Origin of the sequence: Paenibacillus anseongensis (assembly GCF_009757995.1) — a bacterium.
Lineage (GTDB): Bacteria > Bacillota > Bacilli > Paenibacillales > NBRC-103111 > Paenibacillus_E > Paenibacillus_E chondroitinus.
In genome coordinates, this window is sequence record NZ_WSEM01000007.1 from 41,605 (window position 1) to 58,187 (window position 16,583).

The window sequence follows — 16,583 nt, forward strand, 5'->3', positions numbered from 1 at the left end:
CGTTGAAGGCTTTTTATATCTTATTTGCTCTTCTCCAAATATGTTTGCAACCACTCATTGGATTGCGCCAACACTTGTTCGGCGCGGGCAATAGCTTCCGACACTTGATTGCTTGCCGTTCCGCCGTATACATTACGTGCATTCACGACTTGTTCCGGCTGCAGCACGGCATAAATATCGGACTCAAACAGCGTTGAGAACGTTTTGAACTCCTCGATGCTCATATCGAGTAAGTATTTTTTGTTCTGGATGCAATACAGCACCGTTTTGCCGATAACTTCGTGAGCTTGACGGAATGGCAGTCCCTTGTTAACAAGGTAATCGGCGATGTCCGTAGCATTCGAGAAATCCTGGTTCACGGCTTGTCTCATGCGATCCGTGTTCACTTTCATGGTAGCGACCATTGGAGCGAACAGTTGAAGCGCGCCTTGCAGCGTACGAACCGTATCGAACATGCCTTCCTTATCTTCCTGCATGTCCTTGTTATACGCCAGCGGCAGCGACTTCAGCACGGTCATCAGACCGAACAAGTTGCCGTAGACGCGGCCTGTTTTGCCGCGGACGAGCTCCGCCACGTCCGGGTTTTTCTTCTGCGGCATGATCGAGCTGCCGGTGCAGAAAGCATCATCGAGTTCAACGAACGCGAACTCGGTGGAAGACCAGAGCACCATTTCCTCGCTGAAGCGAGAAAGGTGCATCATGATCATGGACGCGTTAGAGAGGAACTCCAGGATGAAATCGCGGTCGCTGACCGCATCCAGGGAGTTCTCGTACACGCGTCCGAACCCGAGCTGCTCCGCCACGAAATGGCGGTCGATCGGGAACGTCGTGCCGGCTAGCGCGCCAGCGCCTAGCGGCAGGATGTCTACGCGCTTGTAGCTGTCCTGCAAGCGCTCAAGGTCACGCTGGAACATGCTGACATAAGCCATCATGTGATGGGCGAACAGAATTGGCTGCGCACGCTGAAGATGCGTATATCCCGGGATAATCGTATCGATGTTTTTCTTCGCTTGATTAAGAAGAGCTTCCTGCAGCTTGATGAGGTGGCCAACGAACTCTACCACCCGTTTGCGCAGGTACAGATGCATGTCCGTCGCCACCTGATCGTTACGGCTACGTCCCGTATGCAGCTTGCCGCCAACAGGACCGATCAAATCGATCAGCGTTTTTTCGATATTCATGTGAATATCTTCATTCTGAATCGTGTACTCCAACTCGCCGCGGCGAATCATGCCTTGAACTGCGTACAAACCATCCTTGATTTTCTCGACATCATCCGCAGGAAGAATGCCACATTTGCCAAGCATCGTCACGTGCGCCAAGCTGCCTTGAATATCTTCCTCGGCCAGCTCTTTATCAAACATAATTGATGCTGTATATTCTTCAACCAATTGGTCGGTTTGCTTCGTAAATCGTCCACCCCATAGTTTTGACACGTGCATCCACTCCTCTCTATTTTACAGCCCAAAGGCTTTCCACGAGGGAAAGCCCGGATTCACAGCCTATGTTGATTACTTCTTAGCGTTTTGCTCAACACCCGAAGATACTTTCAAACGAAGGGCATTCAAGTGAATGAAGCCTGTCGCATCACCTTGATCGTAAGCTTTCGTCGGATCAGCTTCCATCGTCGCAATATCCGGATTGTACAAGGATACCGGACTTTTCACGCCAGCTCCGATAACGTTGCCTTTGTACAATTTCAAGCGAACTGTACCGGATACGTTCTTTTGGCTTTCTGTAACAAGCGCTTGAATTGCCAAACGCTCTGGAGCAAACCAGAAGCCGTTGTATACAAGGCTTGCATATTTGGAGATCAGGGAGTCACGAAGGTGCATGACATCGCGGTCCATCGTCAAGGACTCCATTTTGCGGTGAGCGGTGAACAGGATCGTACCGCCTGGAGTTTCGTACACACCGCGGCTCTTCATGCCGACGAAGCGGTTCTCTACCATGTCGACACGGCCGATACCGTGCTTGCCGCCGACTTCGTTCAGCGTTTCCATCACTTGAAGTGGCGTCAATTTCGCACCGTTAACTGCTACGCAGTCGCCTTTTTCAAACTCAAGTTCAATGTATTCGGCTTGGTCTGGCGCATCCTCAGGGTCAACGCTCAGCACGAACATGTCTTTGTTGGATGTAGCGGATGGATCAAACCAAGGATCCTCCAGCATGCCGCTCTCGAAGGAGATGTGCAGCAAGTTGCGGTCTGTCGAATATGGCTTCGCAGCGGATGCCGTTACCGGAATGCCGTGTTTCTCGGCATACGCGATCATTTCAGCGCGGCCCGGGAACTGCTCGCGGAATTCTTCCAAACGCCAAGGCGCGATCACTGAAATCTCAGGAGCAAGCGCCGCAGCTGTTAGCTCGAAGCGCACTTGGTCGTTTCCTTTGCCGGTTGCACCGTGTGCAATCGCTGTTGCGCCTTCTGCGCGCGCGATTTCAACCATGCGCTTCGCGATCAAAGGACGCGCAATGCTCGTGCCGAGCAGGTATTGGCCTTCATAAAGCGCAGCCGCTTGGAACATCGGGTTGATGAAGTCCTTCGCGAACTCGTCGCGCAGATCGTCAATGTAGATTTTGGAGGCGCCGGTTGCGAGCGCTTTTTCTTCCAGACCGTCGAGCTCATCTTTCTGCCCGATGTCTGCCGTGAAAGCGATGATTTCAGCGTCGTAAGTCTCTTTAAGCCATTTCAAAATTACCGAAGTATCCAACCCGCCGGAATAGGCGAGCACGATTTTTTCCTTAGCCATGTCTACTAATCTCTCCGTTTCCTCTATCTATTTATTATATCATGGTCGCGGCCATAATAGCCTTTTGCGCATGAAGACGATTCTCTGCTTGGTCGAAAATAATGGAATGCGCGCCGTCAATGACGCCTTCGCTCACTTCTTCCCCGCGGTGTGCAGGCAAGCAGTGCATGAACAAGTAATCCGATTTGGCGTACTTCACCAGATCTTCGTTGATTTGGTAGTTTTTAAAAGCAATCTCCCGCTCCTGCTGCTCAGCCTCGAAGCCCATGCTCGCCCATACATCTGTGTAGACGATATCCGCATTCTCAATCGCTTCGCGAGGGTCGCGTGTCAGAAGTACGCTGCCGCCGTAATGCGCAGCATTTTCCTTGGAATTCTGAATTACTTCCTGGTCAGGATCATAGCCCTCAGGAGAAGCAATTGCGAAGTCCATCCCCAATTTGCTTGCTCCCACCATTAAGGAATGCACCATGTTGTTGCCGTCGCCGATGTAAGCTACTTTAATGCCTTTGAGACGGCCCTTTTTCTCAAGAACAGTCTGATAATCCGCCATGACTTGGCAAGGATGCGCATAATCCGTCAGGCCGTTAATAACGGGAACCGTCGCTCCGCGCGCAAGATCGATCACCTTACGGTGTTCATACGTACGAATCATAATGCCATCGAGGTAACGGGACAGCGTTTGTGCCGTATCCCAAACCGTTTCACCGCGTCCAAGCTGCAGGTCGTTTTTGCTCAAAAATAAAGCCTGACCTCCCAGTTGGTACATCCCCACTTCAAAGGAAACGCGCGTACGCGTCGAGGATTTCTCGAAAATCATCCCGAGTGTCTTGCCGGCAAGCACAGCATGAGGCTCTCTAGCCTTTTGCTTACGCTTAAGCTCGATCCCGTAGTGAATTAAGTATTCGATTTCTTCCGGTGTATAGTCAGCCAAAGCAAGGAAATCTTTGCCCTTCAATTGGGCAGCCATTTCTTCTTGTAAGGTAATATTCATTTCATTCAACCTCTCTCCTGTTACTTCCCTAGATGCTGCTGATCGTAGATGCCTTCTCTGCAAGGACCGCGCACAGCACATCCAGCCCTTGATCCAAATCTTCTTGCGGTATATTTAAGGCCGGCACTAAACGAATAACGTTAGGCCCAGCTGGAATAACGAGCACGCCTTTTTTATGAATTTCACTAATAATTTCACCTGAAGGTTGCGTGCACTCAATCCCGATCAAAAGCCCGATACCGCGAATTTTCGCGATTAACGGATTGCCGGCAAGCTTGCTTTCCAGCTTCTTGATCGTGTACTCCCCTAACTCTGCTGCGCGTTCCGGCAGCTTTTGGGCAAGAATCGTATCCACAGCCGCAAAGCCTGCAGCCGTCGCAATCGGCGTTCCGCCAAATGTCGAACCATGACTGCCAGCGCTAAAACCTTCAGCAAGGAAAGCTTTCCCCAGCATAGCCCCAATCGGGAATCCGCCGCCCAGTCCTTTGGCCAATGTGAAGATGTCAGGCTCAACACCATAGTGTTCATAGGCAAAAAGCTTGCCTGTACGCCCTACACCCGTTTGGATTTCATCCGCTATCAAAAGCAGGCCTTCCTGTTTGCACAGCTCTGCTAGTTGTTTCACGAATTCCGGATCAGCCGGCAATACGCCGCCTTCCCCTTGTACCATTTCCAACATGATTGCACATGTTTTGTCATTCACAAGGCTGCGAACAGCCTCGATATCGTTATAAGCCGCATACACGAAACCTTCAGGAAGCGGATGGAAGCCTTCCTTCACTTTGTCTTGACCTGTAGCGGTCAAGGTCGCCAATGTCCGTCCGTGGAACGACATGTTGAACGTAATAATCTCGTACCGACCGTTGTTCAGCACCTTTTGGTTGTAGCGACGCGCCAACTTAATAGCGGCCTCATTCGCTTCTGCTCCTGTGGAACAGAAAAATACAGCATCCGCACAACTGTTATCCGTAAGTAAGGAAGCTAATTTTTCCTGGTTCGGAATATGAAAAAGATTGCTGACATGCCATAGCTGATCAAGCTGCTGAACAAGCTGCTCCTTCACTTCTTTAGGCGCATGCCCGAGGCTCGCTACCGCAATTCCGCTCATCAAATCGATGTACTCCTTGCCTGTATCGTCCCATAGTCGGCTGCCCTCCCCCTTCACCAGCGTAATTGGATATCTGGCGTACGTTGGAAAGAGCGAGCTTTTACCCGTTTCACTCATGTACATTCCCTCCTTATAGTGTTATCGTACAATTCTTGTACCGATTCCCGTGCCCTTCAGCACTTTGCTAAGCACATTCGGCTCCGCTCCATTCACAATCACAACTTCCTGCACCTTGCCTTGAATGCAAGCGATCGCTGCGCGAACTTTCGGAATCATACCGCCGTAAATGTCTCCACTTGCAATCATTTCTTCGATCTCAGCAACACTCACAACCGGCAGCACCTGTTTCTCACCGTCTACGGTCTTCATGATGCCAGGTACGTCTGTCACGACAACCATTTGTTCCACGCCAAGGTGGGAGGCCACCGCGCCAGCTGCCGTATCCGCATTAATATTGTAACGCTGTCCGCCATCTTCACCAAGCCCAACCGGCGCAATAACCGGAATGTAGCCCAGGTTCACGATGCCTTGGATCAGCTCCGCGTTCACCTTCGTCACATCGCCGACTAAACCGACCTCGTGGCTGTTCGCCACCGGCTTAGCTTCAATTAAATGTCCATCCACACCGGACAAACCTAGCGCTGCTGCGCCTGTCAATTGAATACGGCGTACGATCTCTTTGTTGATCTGGCCGGAAAGCACCATCTCTACAACGTCGAGCACCGCTTCGTTCGTCACACGCAGGCCGTTCACGAAACCGGACTCAATGCCCAACTTCCCGAGCGTTTCCGAAATGGCAGGGCCGCCGCCGTGAACGATAACCGTTACGATGCCTTCCTCCTGAAGTTGACGCATATCTTCAAAAAAGCTGGCAGGCAGCGCCGCAAGCGTGCTGCCTCCGCATTTCATCACAAAGCAATTGTTCTTCACTGCGTTCGGTCCCCTTCTTATGTGCGGTAAGCCGCGTTAATGCGCACGTAATCATATGTCAAATCGCAGCCCCAGCCCGTTGCCTTGCCAGTGCCCATATGTAAATTCACATGAATTTGAATGGTATCTGTTTTCAAATAAGCAAGCGCCGCTTCCTCATCGAACTTCACCGGACGCGATTGCTCCAGCACTGCGATATCGCCTAAGCGAATATCGACCGTGTTCACATTCACCGGTTGTCCCGAGTAACCGACAGCCGCAATGATTCGACCCCAGTTCGCGTCAGCGCCGTACACAGCGGACTTCACAAGGCTCGATCCGATGATCGACTTCACGATCTTGCGAGCTGCTTCGTCACTCTCAGCGCCGATAACCGTCGTCTCAATCAGCTTCGTTGCGCCCTCGCCGTCACGTGCAATCGCTTTGGCCAAATACTCGCCAACGTATTGGAAACCTGCTGCGAATGCTTCCCAATCCGGATGCTCCGGAGTCAGTGTCTCGCCGCCAGCCAAACCGCTAGCCATCACCACGACCATGTCGTTGGTGGATGTATCGCCGTCAACAGTAATCATGTTGAAGGTGTTATCTGTGATCCTGCTAAGCAGCTGCTGCAGGTATTCGCTTTCGATCGGTGCGTCGGTTGTCATGAAACCGAGCATCGTTGCCATGTTCGGGTGAATCATCCCCGAACCTTTGGCTGCACCGGCAATGTGAACCTCTTTGCCGCCCACAACAAGACGGACACACGTCATCTTCTGCACAAGATCCGTTGTCAGGATCGCCTGGCAGAAGTCTTCGCCTCCGTCTAGCTTAATGCGCTGCGGCAGCTGCTCGATGCCTGCCAGCACTTTGCCCATCGGCAGAAGCTCGCCGATTACGCCAGTGCTCGTCACGCCGACTTGATGCTCAGCTACGCCTAGCGCCCTCGCGCTGGCTGCGCGCATCGCGTACGCGTCGTCTTCGCCTTGCTGGCCTGTGCACGCGTTGGCGTTGCCGCTGTTCACGATCATGGCCTGCAGCTTGCCGCCTTGGGCAATGCTTTCTTGCGTCACGCGCAGCGGTGCCGCTTGAAACGCGTTCAGCGTGTACACGCCTGCCGCTGCCGCCGGCACATCACATACGATCGCGCCTAGGTCAAAGCGCTCCGTCTTTTTTAATCCACAGTGCAGGCCGCCTGCACGAAAGCCTTTCGGTGTCGTTACTGTGCCCTCAGGCACCACCGTGAAACTAACTGTATCCAACATCCTCGTCTCCTCACATGTTCCGCTTCTTATGGATATACCGGTGCGAAAAGCAATCCGGTCGTTTCTTCCCAACCGTACATCAAATTCAAGTTTTGAATGGCCTGCCCGGCAGCGCCTTTCACGACATTATCAATAACAGAAACGATCGTCACGCGACCCGTCCGCTCATCCACGGAAAAACCAATATCACAATAATTAGAACCGTATACTTCCTTCGTGGAAGGGAACTTGCCTTCTTGACGAATCCGTACAAACTTCCGGCCCTCATAGAATTGACGATAAAGTTCAATAAAATCAGCAGCTGTATGCTCACCATTGACGGTAGCGTACATCGTGGACATAATTCCACGCGTCATTGGCACAAGATGTGTCGTGAATGTCGTCACAACCGGCTTACCCGCTACACGGCTGAGCGCTTGCTCAATTTCCGGAATATGCTGGTGTTTATTCACTTTATACACATTCAAATTCTCATTGACTTCCGCGTAGTGCACACCCAGATTAACGCCGCGCCCTGCGCCGGATACACCCGATTTGGCATCAATGATGATCGTAGACGGATCAATCCAACCTGCTTTCACAGCAGGGATTAGCCCCAGAAGCGTTGCTGTCGGATAACAGCCAGGATTGGCGATCAAATCGCTGCCTTTGACTTCGTCCCCGAATACTTCGGACAAAGCATAGATCGACTTCGCCAACATATCCTCGGAAGCCGGCTTCTTTTTGTACCATTTTTCATAATCGCTGCTTGATTTCAATCTCAAATCCCCGGAAATATCAATAACCTTCAGGCCGGCAGCCAAAAGTTTCGGTGAAAGCTCTGCACTTACGCCCGCTGGTGTTGCCAGGAACACGACATCGGATTTACTAGCAATAAGATCAACATCGAGTTGATCCAAAATATCAACAACCACTTCCTGCAAATGTGGAAAATGATCAGCAAGCGGAGCTCCCGCATTCGAGGTCGAGATGACCGAAGTGATTTTCACAAGAGGATGCGCCTGCAAAAGGCGAATAACCTCCGCGCCACCGTACCCTGTAGCTCCAATAATAGCCGCTCTAACGATATGACTCATATGAATTCCCCCGTTACTCCGAAAATATATGTATGATTATACAGTCATATACATAATAATTCAATGAATTTTTTTCACCAGTTTTCTCCGTTTTCATCCGTTTGGATCCGATATGAATCAAGGGTTTCCCCGCTTTTTCAACAAAAATCTTGCATTGAGTTTCTCGCAGTCATTTGGACGAAAAAAATTCATAATATGCATAGACATTTTGTTCAATCATGAACAGTTATATTATCCCAAATTAATCAATGGACAAGCAACATTTTTTTATGGCCGTCTGTGACTCTTTTCGGGAGAATGTTGAAGCTGTGTCAGGATATTTTCGGTCATTGCATCAGTGATTAGGGATCATTCTATGTTGTACTTTATACATCATTATCGCTACATTTGAGGCCTAGTCTTCCCCCTCGTTGTACTTTGTGCAACTATTTTAGCTAAAAGGGCCTGATTACAGTGCTTTTTAACCGAAGTGATTGCACTTTGTACAAGATAGGACTGGGCTTTATCCAGAAGTCGTTGCCATGTTGCACAAAATACAATCAAGTTGCCTTATCGATATCCATGCGCCGTATTCCATTCACACAAAAAAGACGTGCACTAAGCACGTCTTCATGTAATATGGCCAGCTGCAAGGCTTCTAAGCATGCCGCTTAAAGCCCTCACCTAGCACCTCATTCGTTTCGCTCAAAATGACAAACGCCTGCGGGTCCACCGACTGGACCAGCGTTTTCAACCGACTGACCTCGTTCTGCTTCACGACGACCATCATCACATTCCGCGACTCCCCGGTAAAACCGCCGGATCCGTTAAGCTCGGTCAGCCCGCGATCCAAATCAAACAAAATGGCTTTGCGAATCGCATCCGAATGGTCCGAGATAATGAAAGCTACTTTTGCGTAGTTGAAGCCAACTTGCACGATATCAATCGTTTTGGTCGTCACAAATAAGCCGATCATTCCGTACAACGCATTCTCCGGCGTGAACACTAGCGCTGACGAGATGATCACCAGACCATCAAATACCGCAACAGAGAAGCCTAAACTTAATCCTGTGTACTTATGTAAAATTTGCGCGGCCAACCCAAGCCCGCCTGTCGATCCACGTCCGCGAAAAACAATCCCTAGTCCAAGCCCGACGCCAATTCCGCCATAAACGGCAGCGAGCAAAGGATTGTGCGTCGGCACGCCTATATGGCTGGTCACCAGGACGCATAGCGGAAATATGACCGAACCGACAGCTGCCTTCACACCGAAGTGTCCCCCCAGCAACCATAAGGCTAAAAGGAAAATTGGAATGTTCAGCGCCCATTGGGTGATAGCGGGATTCAAACCTGAAAGGTGTTGAATGATGGTCGAAATGCCCGAAACCCCGCCGGTCGCAATTTGGTTCGGGTTCAAAAAGCAGTTAAAGCTTGCTGCCATGACCAACGAGCCTATAACTAGCAAGGAATATTCAAATACGGTATGTGCAGGACTTCCTATCCGTATCAGTGGTTCTCTTCTGGCCACGATAGGCCTCCTCTCACAAAAAATCCTACACCTGTTAGGTGTAGGATGATCGTCAATTGCTTCTGTTATGCGTTTCACTTTGCCACCAAGGACAAAACATCAACTATTCCGCGTTGTCCGGCTTGCGAATCTGATGACGCAGGTAGGCGTCAATGAACATATCCAGATCCCCGTCCATCACAGCGCCGACGTTCCCGGTCTCAGCCGATGTCCTGTGGTCTTTCACCATGCTGTACGGATGAAAAACATAAGAACGAATTTGGCTTCCCCAGCCAATTTCGGACTGTTCGCCGCGAATTTCAGCCAAATGCTTCATTTGCGCTTCGATTTTCTTCTCATACAGCTTGGAACGCAGCATTTTCATTGCTTTCTCGCGGTTCTTGATCTGCGAACGCTCCTGCTGACAGCTTACCACGACCCCAGTCGGTATGTGCGTAATCCGCACGGCCGAATCCGTGGTGTTGATGTGCTGACCGCCGGCGCCGCTCGCCCGATACGTATCGATTTTGAGATCCTCTGTGCGGATCTCAACTTCCGTATCGTCCTCGATCTCCGGCATGATGTCGCACGACACGAAGGACGTGTGGCGTCTGCCTGAGGCATCAAACGGCGAAATCCGCACGAGCCGGTGCACGCCCTTTTCCGCCTTCAAGTAGCCGTAGGCGTTGAAGCCCGTGATCTGCAGCGTGACACTCTTCACGCCAGCTTCGTCGCCGGGCAAATAGTCGAGCACCTCGACTTTGTAGCCCTGCTTCTCCGCCCAACGGCGATACATGCGCAGCAGCATCTCCGCCCAGTCCTGCGACTCCGTGCCGCCGGCCCCCGGATGCAGCTCTAGAATCGCATTCAGCCTGTCATACGGCTGATTCAGTAACAGGCCAAGCTCGAAACTTTCGAGCTTGGTCTTTAAGGCCGCGATGCCTTTCTCAATGTCAGCCACCAGGCCAGCATCGCTTTCCTCTTCCTCGAGCTCGACCATGACCTGCAGGTCGTCAAACTCGTTCGTGAAGCCCTGAAACTGATCCACAACGCTTTTGATCGCGTTGAGCTCGGAGATGGTCTTCTGGGCGCGTTCGTTATCGTCCCAGAAGTCCGGTGCCCCCATTTTTTCCTCAAAATCGCCGATCGCTTCCAGCTTATGATCTAAGTCAAAGAGACCCCCGTAATTCGGTTAGTCGCTTTGCTGTTTCTCTTAAATCCTGTTTCACTTCTGGTTCCAGCATGTCTTACACCTCTTTATTCTCTTGTGCCTTTGCTAACCGGATCGCGTCAGCTTCGCTTAGCTGCCTTGTCCGTGGCACTGTTTGAACTTTTTACCACTGCCGCACGGGCAAGGATCGTTACGTCCGATACGCTGTTCTTCGTCGCGTACGACCGGCTTCTTGCCGCCAGCTTCGTTCTTCGTATCAACCGCTTGCCCTTCGGCTACGGCTTGACGCTCCAGGTTGCTTTGAACATGAGCTTTCATGATATACATCGCCACTTCTTCACGAATGTTATCAATCATCTCCTGGAACATCTCGAAACCTTCGAACTGGTATTCACGAAGCGGATCCGTACCGCCGTATGCGCGTAAGTGGATACCTTGACGCAGTTGATCCATCGCATCAATATGATCCATCCATTTGCTGTCTACTGCACGAAGCGCAACAACCTTCTCGAATTCACGCATGAATTCAGGTCCGATCTCTTCTTCACGCTCGTCATAACGTTTGCTGACAAGTTCTTTGATCAGATCAATGATCTCTTCTTGCTCTTTGCCCCAAATCGTTTGATCGCTAATATGCGCATCTTCCTGTAGGAAGTTGTTGTTCACGAAATTCGCGACCTCTGTAAGCTCCCACTCCTCCGGAATTTGCTCCTCCGGACAGTGAGCTTTCACGACGCGCTCGATCACTGCGTTAATCATACCCTCGATAACTTCGCGGATATTTTCGGATTCCAGCAGTTCGCGGCGCTGTTTATAAATAATTTCACGTTGTTGGTTCATCACATCGTCATACTGAAGGACTACTTTACGAACGTCGAAGTTGTTTCCTTCCACGCGTTTTTGAGCCGATTCAACCGCACGTGAGATCAACTTGCTCTCGATCGGCTGGTCTTCTTCCATTCCCAGACGGTCCATCATGGCCATAATATTTTCAGCGCCAAAACGTTTCATCAATTCATCCTCTAGAGAGAGGTAGAACTGTGAAGAACCAGGGTCACCTTGACGGCCTGCACGACCGCGCAGCTGGTTATCGATTCGTCTGCTTTCATGACGTTCTGTACCTATAATATGCAATCCACCGATATCATGTACGCCTTGGCCAAGCATAATGTCGGTACCGCGGCCCGCCATATTCGTAGCAATCGTCACTGATCCCGGTTGACCTGCACGTGATACAATTTCAGCTTCTTCCGCATGGTATTTGGCGTTGAGGACCTTGTGCTGTACGCCTTTCTTTTTGAGCATCTCAGAAAGTCTTTCGGAGTTCTCGATCGAAACCGTACCGACAAGAACCGGTTGATTCAGCTTGTGTTTCTCCACAATTTGCTCAACAACCGCTCTGAACTTACCATTTTCCGACTTGTACACGACATCCGGCATATCTTTACGAATCATCGGACGGTTCGTTGGAACAATGATAACTTCAAGCCCATAAATTTTCTTGAGCTCTTCTTCTTCCGTCTTCGCCGTACCAGTCATACCCGCTAGCTTGCGGTACATCCGGAAATAGTTCTGGAACGTAATCGTCGCCAGCGTCATACTCTCATTCTGAACCTGCAGCTGCTCTTTGGCCTCAATGGCTTGGTGCAACCCATCACTATAGCGACGGCCTGTCATAATACGGCCTGTAAATTCATCAACAATCATAACCTCGTCGTCTTGTACGACGTAGTCTACATCACGTTTCATGATGAAACGCGCTTTAAGGGCTTGAGTCACATGGTGGTTAATGTTCACATTCTGATGATCAAATAAGTTCTCAATGCCGAATGCGCGCTCTGCTTTCGCAACCCCTTCTTCCGTAAGAGCTACGGAACGCACTTTAATATCGATCGTGTAATCCTCTTCTATTTTCAAATTGGACACAAAACGGTCCGCCGAATAATACAAATCCGTTGATTTGGCAGCTTGTCCCGAAATAATAAGAGGCGTTCTAGCTTCATCGACCAGAATGGAGTCAACTTCATCGATAACCGCGTAATAAAGCGGACGCTGTACCATCTGCTCTTTGTAGAGCACCATGTTATCTCTCAGGTAGTCGAACCCGTATTCATTGTTCGTTCCATACGTAATATCGCAAGCATAAGCTGCTTGCTTTTCCTCATGGGAAAGTTCATGCAGATTGACCCCGACCGTCAGACCAAGGAATTCATAAATCTGGCCCATTTCGCCGCTATCACGTTGTGCCAAATAGTCATTGACCGTTACCACGTGCACGCCTTTACCCAGCAAGGCATTCAAATAGACAGGAAGTGTTCCAACTAACGTTTTCCCTTCCCCTGTTCTCATCTCAGCGATACGGCCTTCGTGCAGCACCATACCCCCAATAAGTTGAACGTCGTAATGACGTTTACCCAATACACGTTTGGCTGCCTCTCTGACTACGGCAAAAGCTTCAGGAAGCAAATCATCCAGTTCCTCGCCCTTTTCCAAGCGATTACGGAACTCCACAGTCTTGCCTCTTAGCTCTTCATCAGATAATGGCTCAATGCCTGCTTCAAGCTCGTTGATATAATCAACGGCTTTCAACATCCGTTTAACTTCCCGTTCATTGGAATCACCAAAAATCTTCTTCACTAGTCCTAGCATCGGTGAACCCCTTTCTATTGCATTCGTATCCTTAAATTGTACCATCATTGACTGCTCTGCCGCAACAAACCCTCGGCCTACATTCATATAAACTGCTTATGGCCTTCAAAAGTTTCACGTTTTAGCTTATTTCTATAGTATTGAATCGTTATCGAAAATGCATGCATGCAAAATAAACGTATCTACAATGCTGTATCAATAGAAAAGAGCCCAATTCGACCGAATCGAATCAAGCTCTTTGTAAGTATTTATTTTATTTGTAAATAGCCGGTTCAATCAATCCGTACTTGCCATCATTACGTTTATAAACTACGTTGACAGAATCTGTGTCCATATTGGAGAAAACAAAGAAACTGTGACCCACCAAATTCATTTGCAAAATCGCTTCCTCCACATCCATCGGCTTCAAATCGAAGCGTTTGTTGCGGACCAATTCAAAGTCTTCTTCCTCTTCCACGAAAGTGACAGGTGATGTTTCCATTTTAAACAAATCACGCTTGCCGCCTTCTTCGCGAATTTTGCGGTTGGTTCTCGTTTTATGCTTGCGAATTTGGCGCTCTAACTTGTCCACAACCAAATCAATCGAAGCATACATATCAGAGTTGCGTTCCTCTGCTCTAAGCAGCACGCCAGTTAAAGGAATGGCGACCTCGATGGTTTGTAAATCTTTGACCACACTTAGCTTTACTTGTACATCGGATGTAAGGGGAGCTTCAAAATACCTATCTAGTCTGTTTAATTTTTTCTCGACATAGTCCCTGAGGGCCTCAGTTACTTCAAGGTGTTCTCCGCGAATGCTAATCATCATAGTTAAACATCTCCCTTCCTACTTACAGTATACTACATTCCACCCCATCTTCATAATTCCTTTAAATTCCGACCATAATATGTATACCAAGGATAAATGACTTCGTCGTCCTTTTAGGACGAGCGCGTTGGTCAAGGTAGATGCGAAGCTAAAGTACGCAACTTATACTTTATAATCTACGCAAAAAAACACCCCGGGATGACTCCCAAGGTGTGCATGTTCGTAGGTGTATACTAGCGGCACCGATCGTGCCGGATGATTATAGTCTGCTAACGTTAGCTGCTTGCGGACCGCGTGCGCCTTCTACGATGTCAAACTCTACTGCTTGACCTTCGTCCAGCGTTTTGAATCCTTCGGATTGAATAGCTGAGAAATGCACGAATACATCTCCACCATCTTCACGCTCAATGAAACCATAGCCTTTCTCTGCGTTGAACCATTTCACTTTACCTTGCATAACGTACACATTCCCTTCGTTTTAAAAAATGTAATAATCATAAGCAAATGAATAATGTAAGCCCTTACTTTTTGACTATAACACCCGTCTGCTTGACCTGTCAATTTGAAACTTGCCAATCAAGTAAATTTTTTGAAAATTCGGGTATATACAAACCGTGGATAACTGCAAAATTTGTAGAATATTGTCGCGGCGCGGGTTTATCCACTTTATTAACAGAGTTATGCACAGGTTTGTGCACATTATCCACAGGCGTGTTTTCATCCCATTGAGGATAACTAGAAATTATTTTAGTTATGGGGTTTACACAGTCTCGCTTTTTGACGATATAAATGATAGGCTTCACAATTGAAGGGAGATACCACCCATGAGTCACATTGAAAGTATGGAAGAACCGAGAAAACCTAGGATAAAAATATGCATGATCAAGAGCTCAAACTCCGGTTCGAATAGCAATGTTCTTTATAAACAAATGCCTTCCTATATAAAAGAAAAATATGATGTAACTTTAGTTCAAAATCGAACTTTCACTGTTGAAGATAAAGATATTCATTCAAGCGACGTGTTCATTACTACACACGGGGAATATCCAACGTTAAATGATAAAATTAATATTGAACTATGGCATGGATTCCCACTAAAAGGGATGGCTAACATGGACCCAGGCGAACAGACATCTTCTGAAGCAATTTCGCGTCATTGGTCTCATATCGATCTGATCGCGTCCTATTCTCCTTTATATAACACACTTTACAATGCATGCATGGGGAACCGAATCAATCATTATCGCATAACCGGCATGCCCCGCAATGATATGTTATTCAAACAAAACAGTGAGATAAAATTACGGCAATTTTTCCAGAATAAGATTCCGCAAGATCACAAAATCATTTTCTTTATGCCTACTTTTCGCAAAGCCCCTTACAGCTTAGATCGTGTTGAAGGCCATAAAAATTGGGCTAATATGTTTGGCTATGACGAGTTTGATTATGAAACATTCGGTTCATTCCTCTCCGCAAACAAGCTTACCTTCGTGGTAAAGCTTCATCCGTATGAAGAAAAGCGTGTAAAGGAATACGTAGATAAGCTAGAAAGCAAGGGTATTTACTTATTAACAAATGGGATGCTCGAAGCAAATGATTCGGATCTGTACGAAGTCTTAGGATCAAGTCATTTGTTAATTACGGACTATTCATCGGTCTTCTTCGATTATTTATTAATAGATAAACCTATCGTTTTTACTCCTGCTGATGTCGAAGAATATCGGCAATCACGTAATTTCCTGCTTGAACCATATGATTTTTGGACACCAGGCCCTAAAACATACAACCAAGCCGAACTAGAACTTGAGATCATTCGTTCTTTGCAAGAAGTTAATTATTATGCCCAAGAACGACAGTTAATTAAATCTATGGTTCATACGCATCATGATAATCTGGCCAGTGCACGGTTATGGCAAATCATTGACGAATATGTGGACCAACACTATGCGGAGAAAGAACATTCACATAAAAAGCAATTTGAGTTTGAACAGCTTAAGGTTATGCTTAAAAAGCACATCAGCGACTTCATTGAATCTGGCGAAGTCAACAAAGCACAAGAAACAATCGACGAATATGTGAAAATAGCCGGCGATGGCGACGTAGAGATTATGTGCATGCAATCCGTTATCGACTATATTGAAGGACGATCTATTTTGGCAATTGAAACTCTTACACTGGCTCATATGATTCAAAAGGACAATGTAGATGTTCTATATAATCTTGCTTTTATATATGAAGGTATGGGGAATAGTCAATCAGCTACCCACTATTACCAACAAACTTTAAGATACTGTAAGGATCCGCAGCTCGTTGCATCCATACAATCAAGTTTAGCCAAACTACAAAATAACCAGATAAGCAGGTAAA

At 48.2% G+C, this 16,583-nt stretch carries 13 protein-coding genes; 1 reads left to right on the plus strand and 12 read right to left on the minus strand.

Annotated features, from left to right (window positions below; all coding sequences use genetic code 11):
* Positions 1 to 20: 20 nt before the first annotated feature.
* The 12 genes from argH to GON05_RS07330 form a co-directional block, all read right to left on the minus strand.
* Entirely contained in the window at positions 21 to 1,436 is a 1,416-nt protein-coding gene (gene argH / locus GON05_RS07275) for an argininosuccinate lyase (protein WP_181646568.1), read from the minus strand.
* 75 nt (positions 1,437 to 1,511) lie between these two features.
* Positions 1,512 to 2,750: an argininosuccinate synthase gene (locus GON05_RS07280; RefSeq protein ID WP_127453293.1), complete on the minus strand. Its 1,239-nt coding sequence runs from the start codon at positions 2,748 to 2,750 to the stop codon at positions 1,512 to 1,514.
* 34 nt (positions 2,751 to 2,784) lie between these two features.
* Positions 2,785 to 3,744: an ornithine carbamoyltransferase gene (argF, locus tag GON05_RS07285; RefSeq protein WP_127453295.1), complete on the minus strand. Its 960-nt coding sequence runs from the start codon at positions 3,742 to 3,744 to the stop codon at positions 2,785 to 2,787.
* 28 nt (positions 3,745 to 3,772) lie between these two features.
* Positions 3,773 to 4,969, minus strand: coding sequence for an acetylornithine transaminase (locus GON05_RS07290; RefSeq protein WP_157318507.1), 1,197 nt, complete (start codon positions 4,967 to 4,969; stop codon positions 3,773 to 3,775).
* 21 nt (positions 4,970 to 4,990) lie between these two features.
* Positions 4,991 to 5,761 carry an acetylglutamate kinase gene (argB, locus tag GON05_RS07295; RefSeq protein WP_157318591.1) on the minus strand — a complete coding sequence of 257 codons (771 nt, stop codon included), beginning with the start codon at positions 5,759 to 5,761 and terminating at the stop codon, positions 4,991 to 4,993.
* A gap of 38 nt (positions 5,762 to 5,799) precedes the next feature.
* Positions 5,800 to 7,026: a bifunctional glutamate N-acetyltransferase/amino-acid acetyltransferase ArgJ gene (argJ, locus tag GON05_RS07300; RefSeq protein WP_157318508.1), complete on the minus strand. Its 1,227-nt coding sequence runs from the start codon at positions 7,024 to 7,026 to the stop codon at positions 5,800 to 5,802.
* Between the two features lie 26 nt (positions 7,027 to 7,052).
* Positions 7,053 to 8,102 carry an N-acetyl-gamma-glutamyl-phosphate reductase gene (argC, locus tag GON05_RS07305; RefSeq protein ID WP_157318509.1) on the minus strand — a complete coding sequence of 350 codons (1,050 nt, stop codon included), beginning with the start codon at positions 8,100 to 8,102 and terminating at the stop codon, positions 7,053 to 7,055.
* A gap of 637 nt (positions 8,103 to 8,739) precedes the next feature.
* The gene (locus GON05_RS07310; RefSeq protein ID WP_397370699.1) at positions 8,740 to 9,612 is read right to left on the minus strand and encodes a YitT family protein; all 873 of its coding nucleotides are present in this window, start codon (positions 9,610 to 9,612) and stop codon (positions 8,740 to 8,742) included.
* 100 nt (positions 9,613 to 9,712) lie between these two features.
* Positions 9,713 to 10,832, minus strand: a protein-coding gene (gene prfB / locus GON05_RS07315; protein ID WP_157318510.1) for a peptide chain release factor 2 whose coding sequence is annotated in 2 segments (ribosomal slippage) — positions 9,713 to 10,759 and positions 10,761 to 10,832 — 1,119 coding nt in all. Because the reading frame shifts where the segments join, the coding sequence is not laid out codon by codon here.
* 56 nt (positions 10,833 to 10,888) lie between these two features.
* A complete protein-coding gene (secA, locus tag GON05_RS07320) occupies positions 10,889 to 13,408 on the minus strand; it encodes a preprotein translocase subunit SecA (RefSeq protein ID WP_157318592.1) in 2,520 nt (839 codons plus the stop codon).
* A gap of 253 nt (positions 13,409 to 13,661) precedes the next feature.
* A complete protein-coding gene (gene hpf, locus GON05_RS07325; protein ID WP_127453305.1) occupies positions 13,662 to 14,216 on the minus strand; it encodes a ribosome hibernation-promoting factor, HPF/YfiA family in 555 nt (184 codons plus the stop codon).
* Positions 14,217 to 14,475: 259 nt separating this feature from the next.
* Positions 14,476 to 14,673 (minus strand): cold shock domain-containing protein, encoded by a 198-nt coding sequence (locus GON05_RS07330; protein WP_028556842.1) that lies wholly within the window; start codon positions 14,671 to 14,673, stop codon positions 14,476 to 14,478.
* Between the two features lie 367 nt (positions 14,674 to 15,040).
* Between GON05_RS07330 and GON05_RS07335 the strand changes: the two genes are divergently transcribed.
* Complete coding sequence (locus GON05_RS07335) at positions 15,041 to 16,582, plus strand: CDP-glycerol glycerophosphotransferase family protein (RefSeq protein ID WP_157318511.1); 1,542 nt, start codon at positions 15,041 to 15,043, stop codon at positions 16,580 to 16,582.
* Position 16,583: the final 1 nt, after the last annotated feature.

Bases quoted from the DNA above. Each gene is read 5' to 3' on its own strand.
- GON05_RS07280 (WP_127453293.1), bottom strand. From the start codon at position 2,750: ATGGCTAAGGAAAAAATCGTGCTCGCCTATTCCGGCGGGTTGGATACT.
- argF (WP_127453295.1), bottom strand. From the start codon at position 3,744: ATGAATATTACCTTACAAGAAGAAATGGCTGCCCAATTGAAGGGCAAA.
- GON05_RS07290 (WP_157318507.1), bottom strand. From the start codon at position 4,969: ATGAGTGAAACGGGTAAAAGCTCGCTCTTTCCAACGTACGCCAGATAT.
- argB (WP_157318591.1), bottom strand. From the start codon at position 5,761: ATGAAATGCGGAGGCAGCACGCTTGCGGCGCTGCCTGCCAGCTTTTTT.
- argJ (WP_157318508.1), bottom strand. From the start codon at position 7,026: ATGTTGGATACAGTTAGTTTCACGGTGGTGCCTGAGGGCACAGTAACG.
- argC (WP_157318509.1), bottom strand. From the start codon at position 8,102: ATGAGTCATATCGTTAGAGCGGCTATTATTGGAGCTACAGGGTACGGT.
- secA (WP_157318592.1), bottom strand. From the start codon at position 13,408: ATGCTAGGACTAGTGAAGAAGATTTTTGGTGATTCCAATGAACGGGAA.
- hpf (WP_127453305.1), bottom strand. From the start codon at position 14,216: ATGATGATTAGCATTCGCGGAGAACACCTTGAAGTAACTGAGGCCCTC.
- GON05_RS07330 (WP_028556842.1), bottom strand. From the start codon at position 14,673: ATGCAAGGTAAAGTGAAATGGTTCAACGCAGAGAAAGGCTATGGTTTC.
- GON05_RS07335 (WP_157318511.1), top strand. From the start codon at position 15,041: ATGAGTCACATTGAAAGTATGGAAGAACCGAGAAAACCTAGGATAAAA.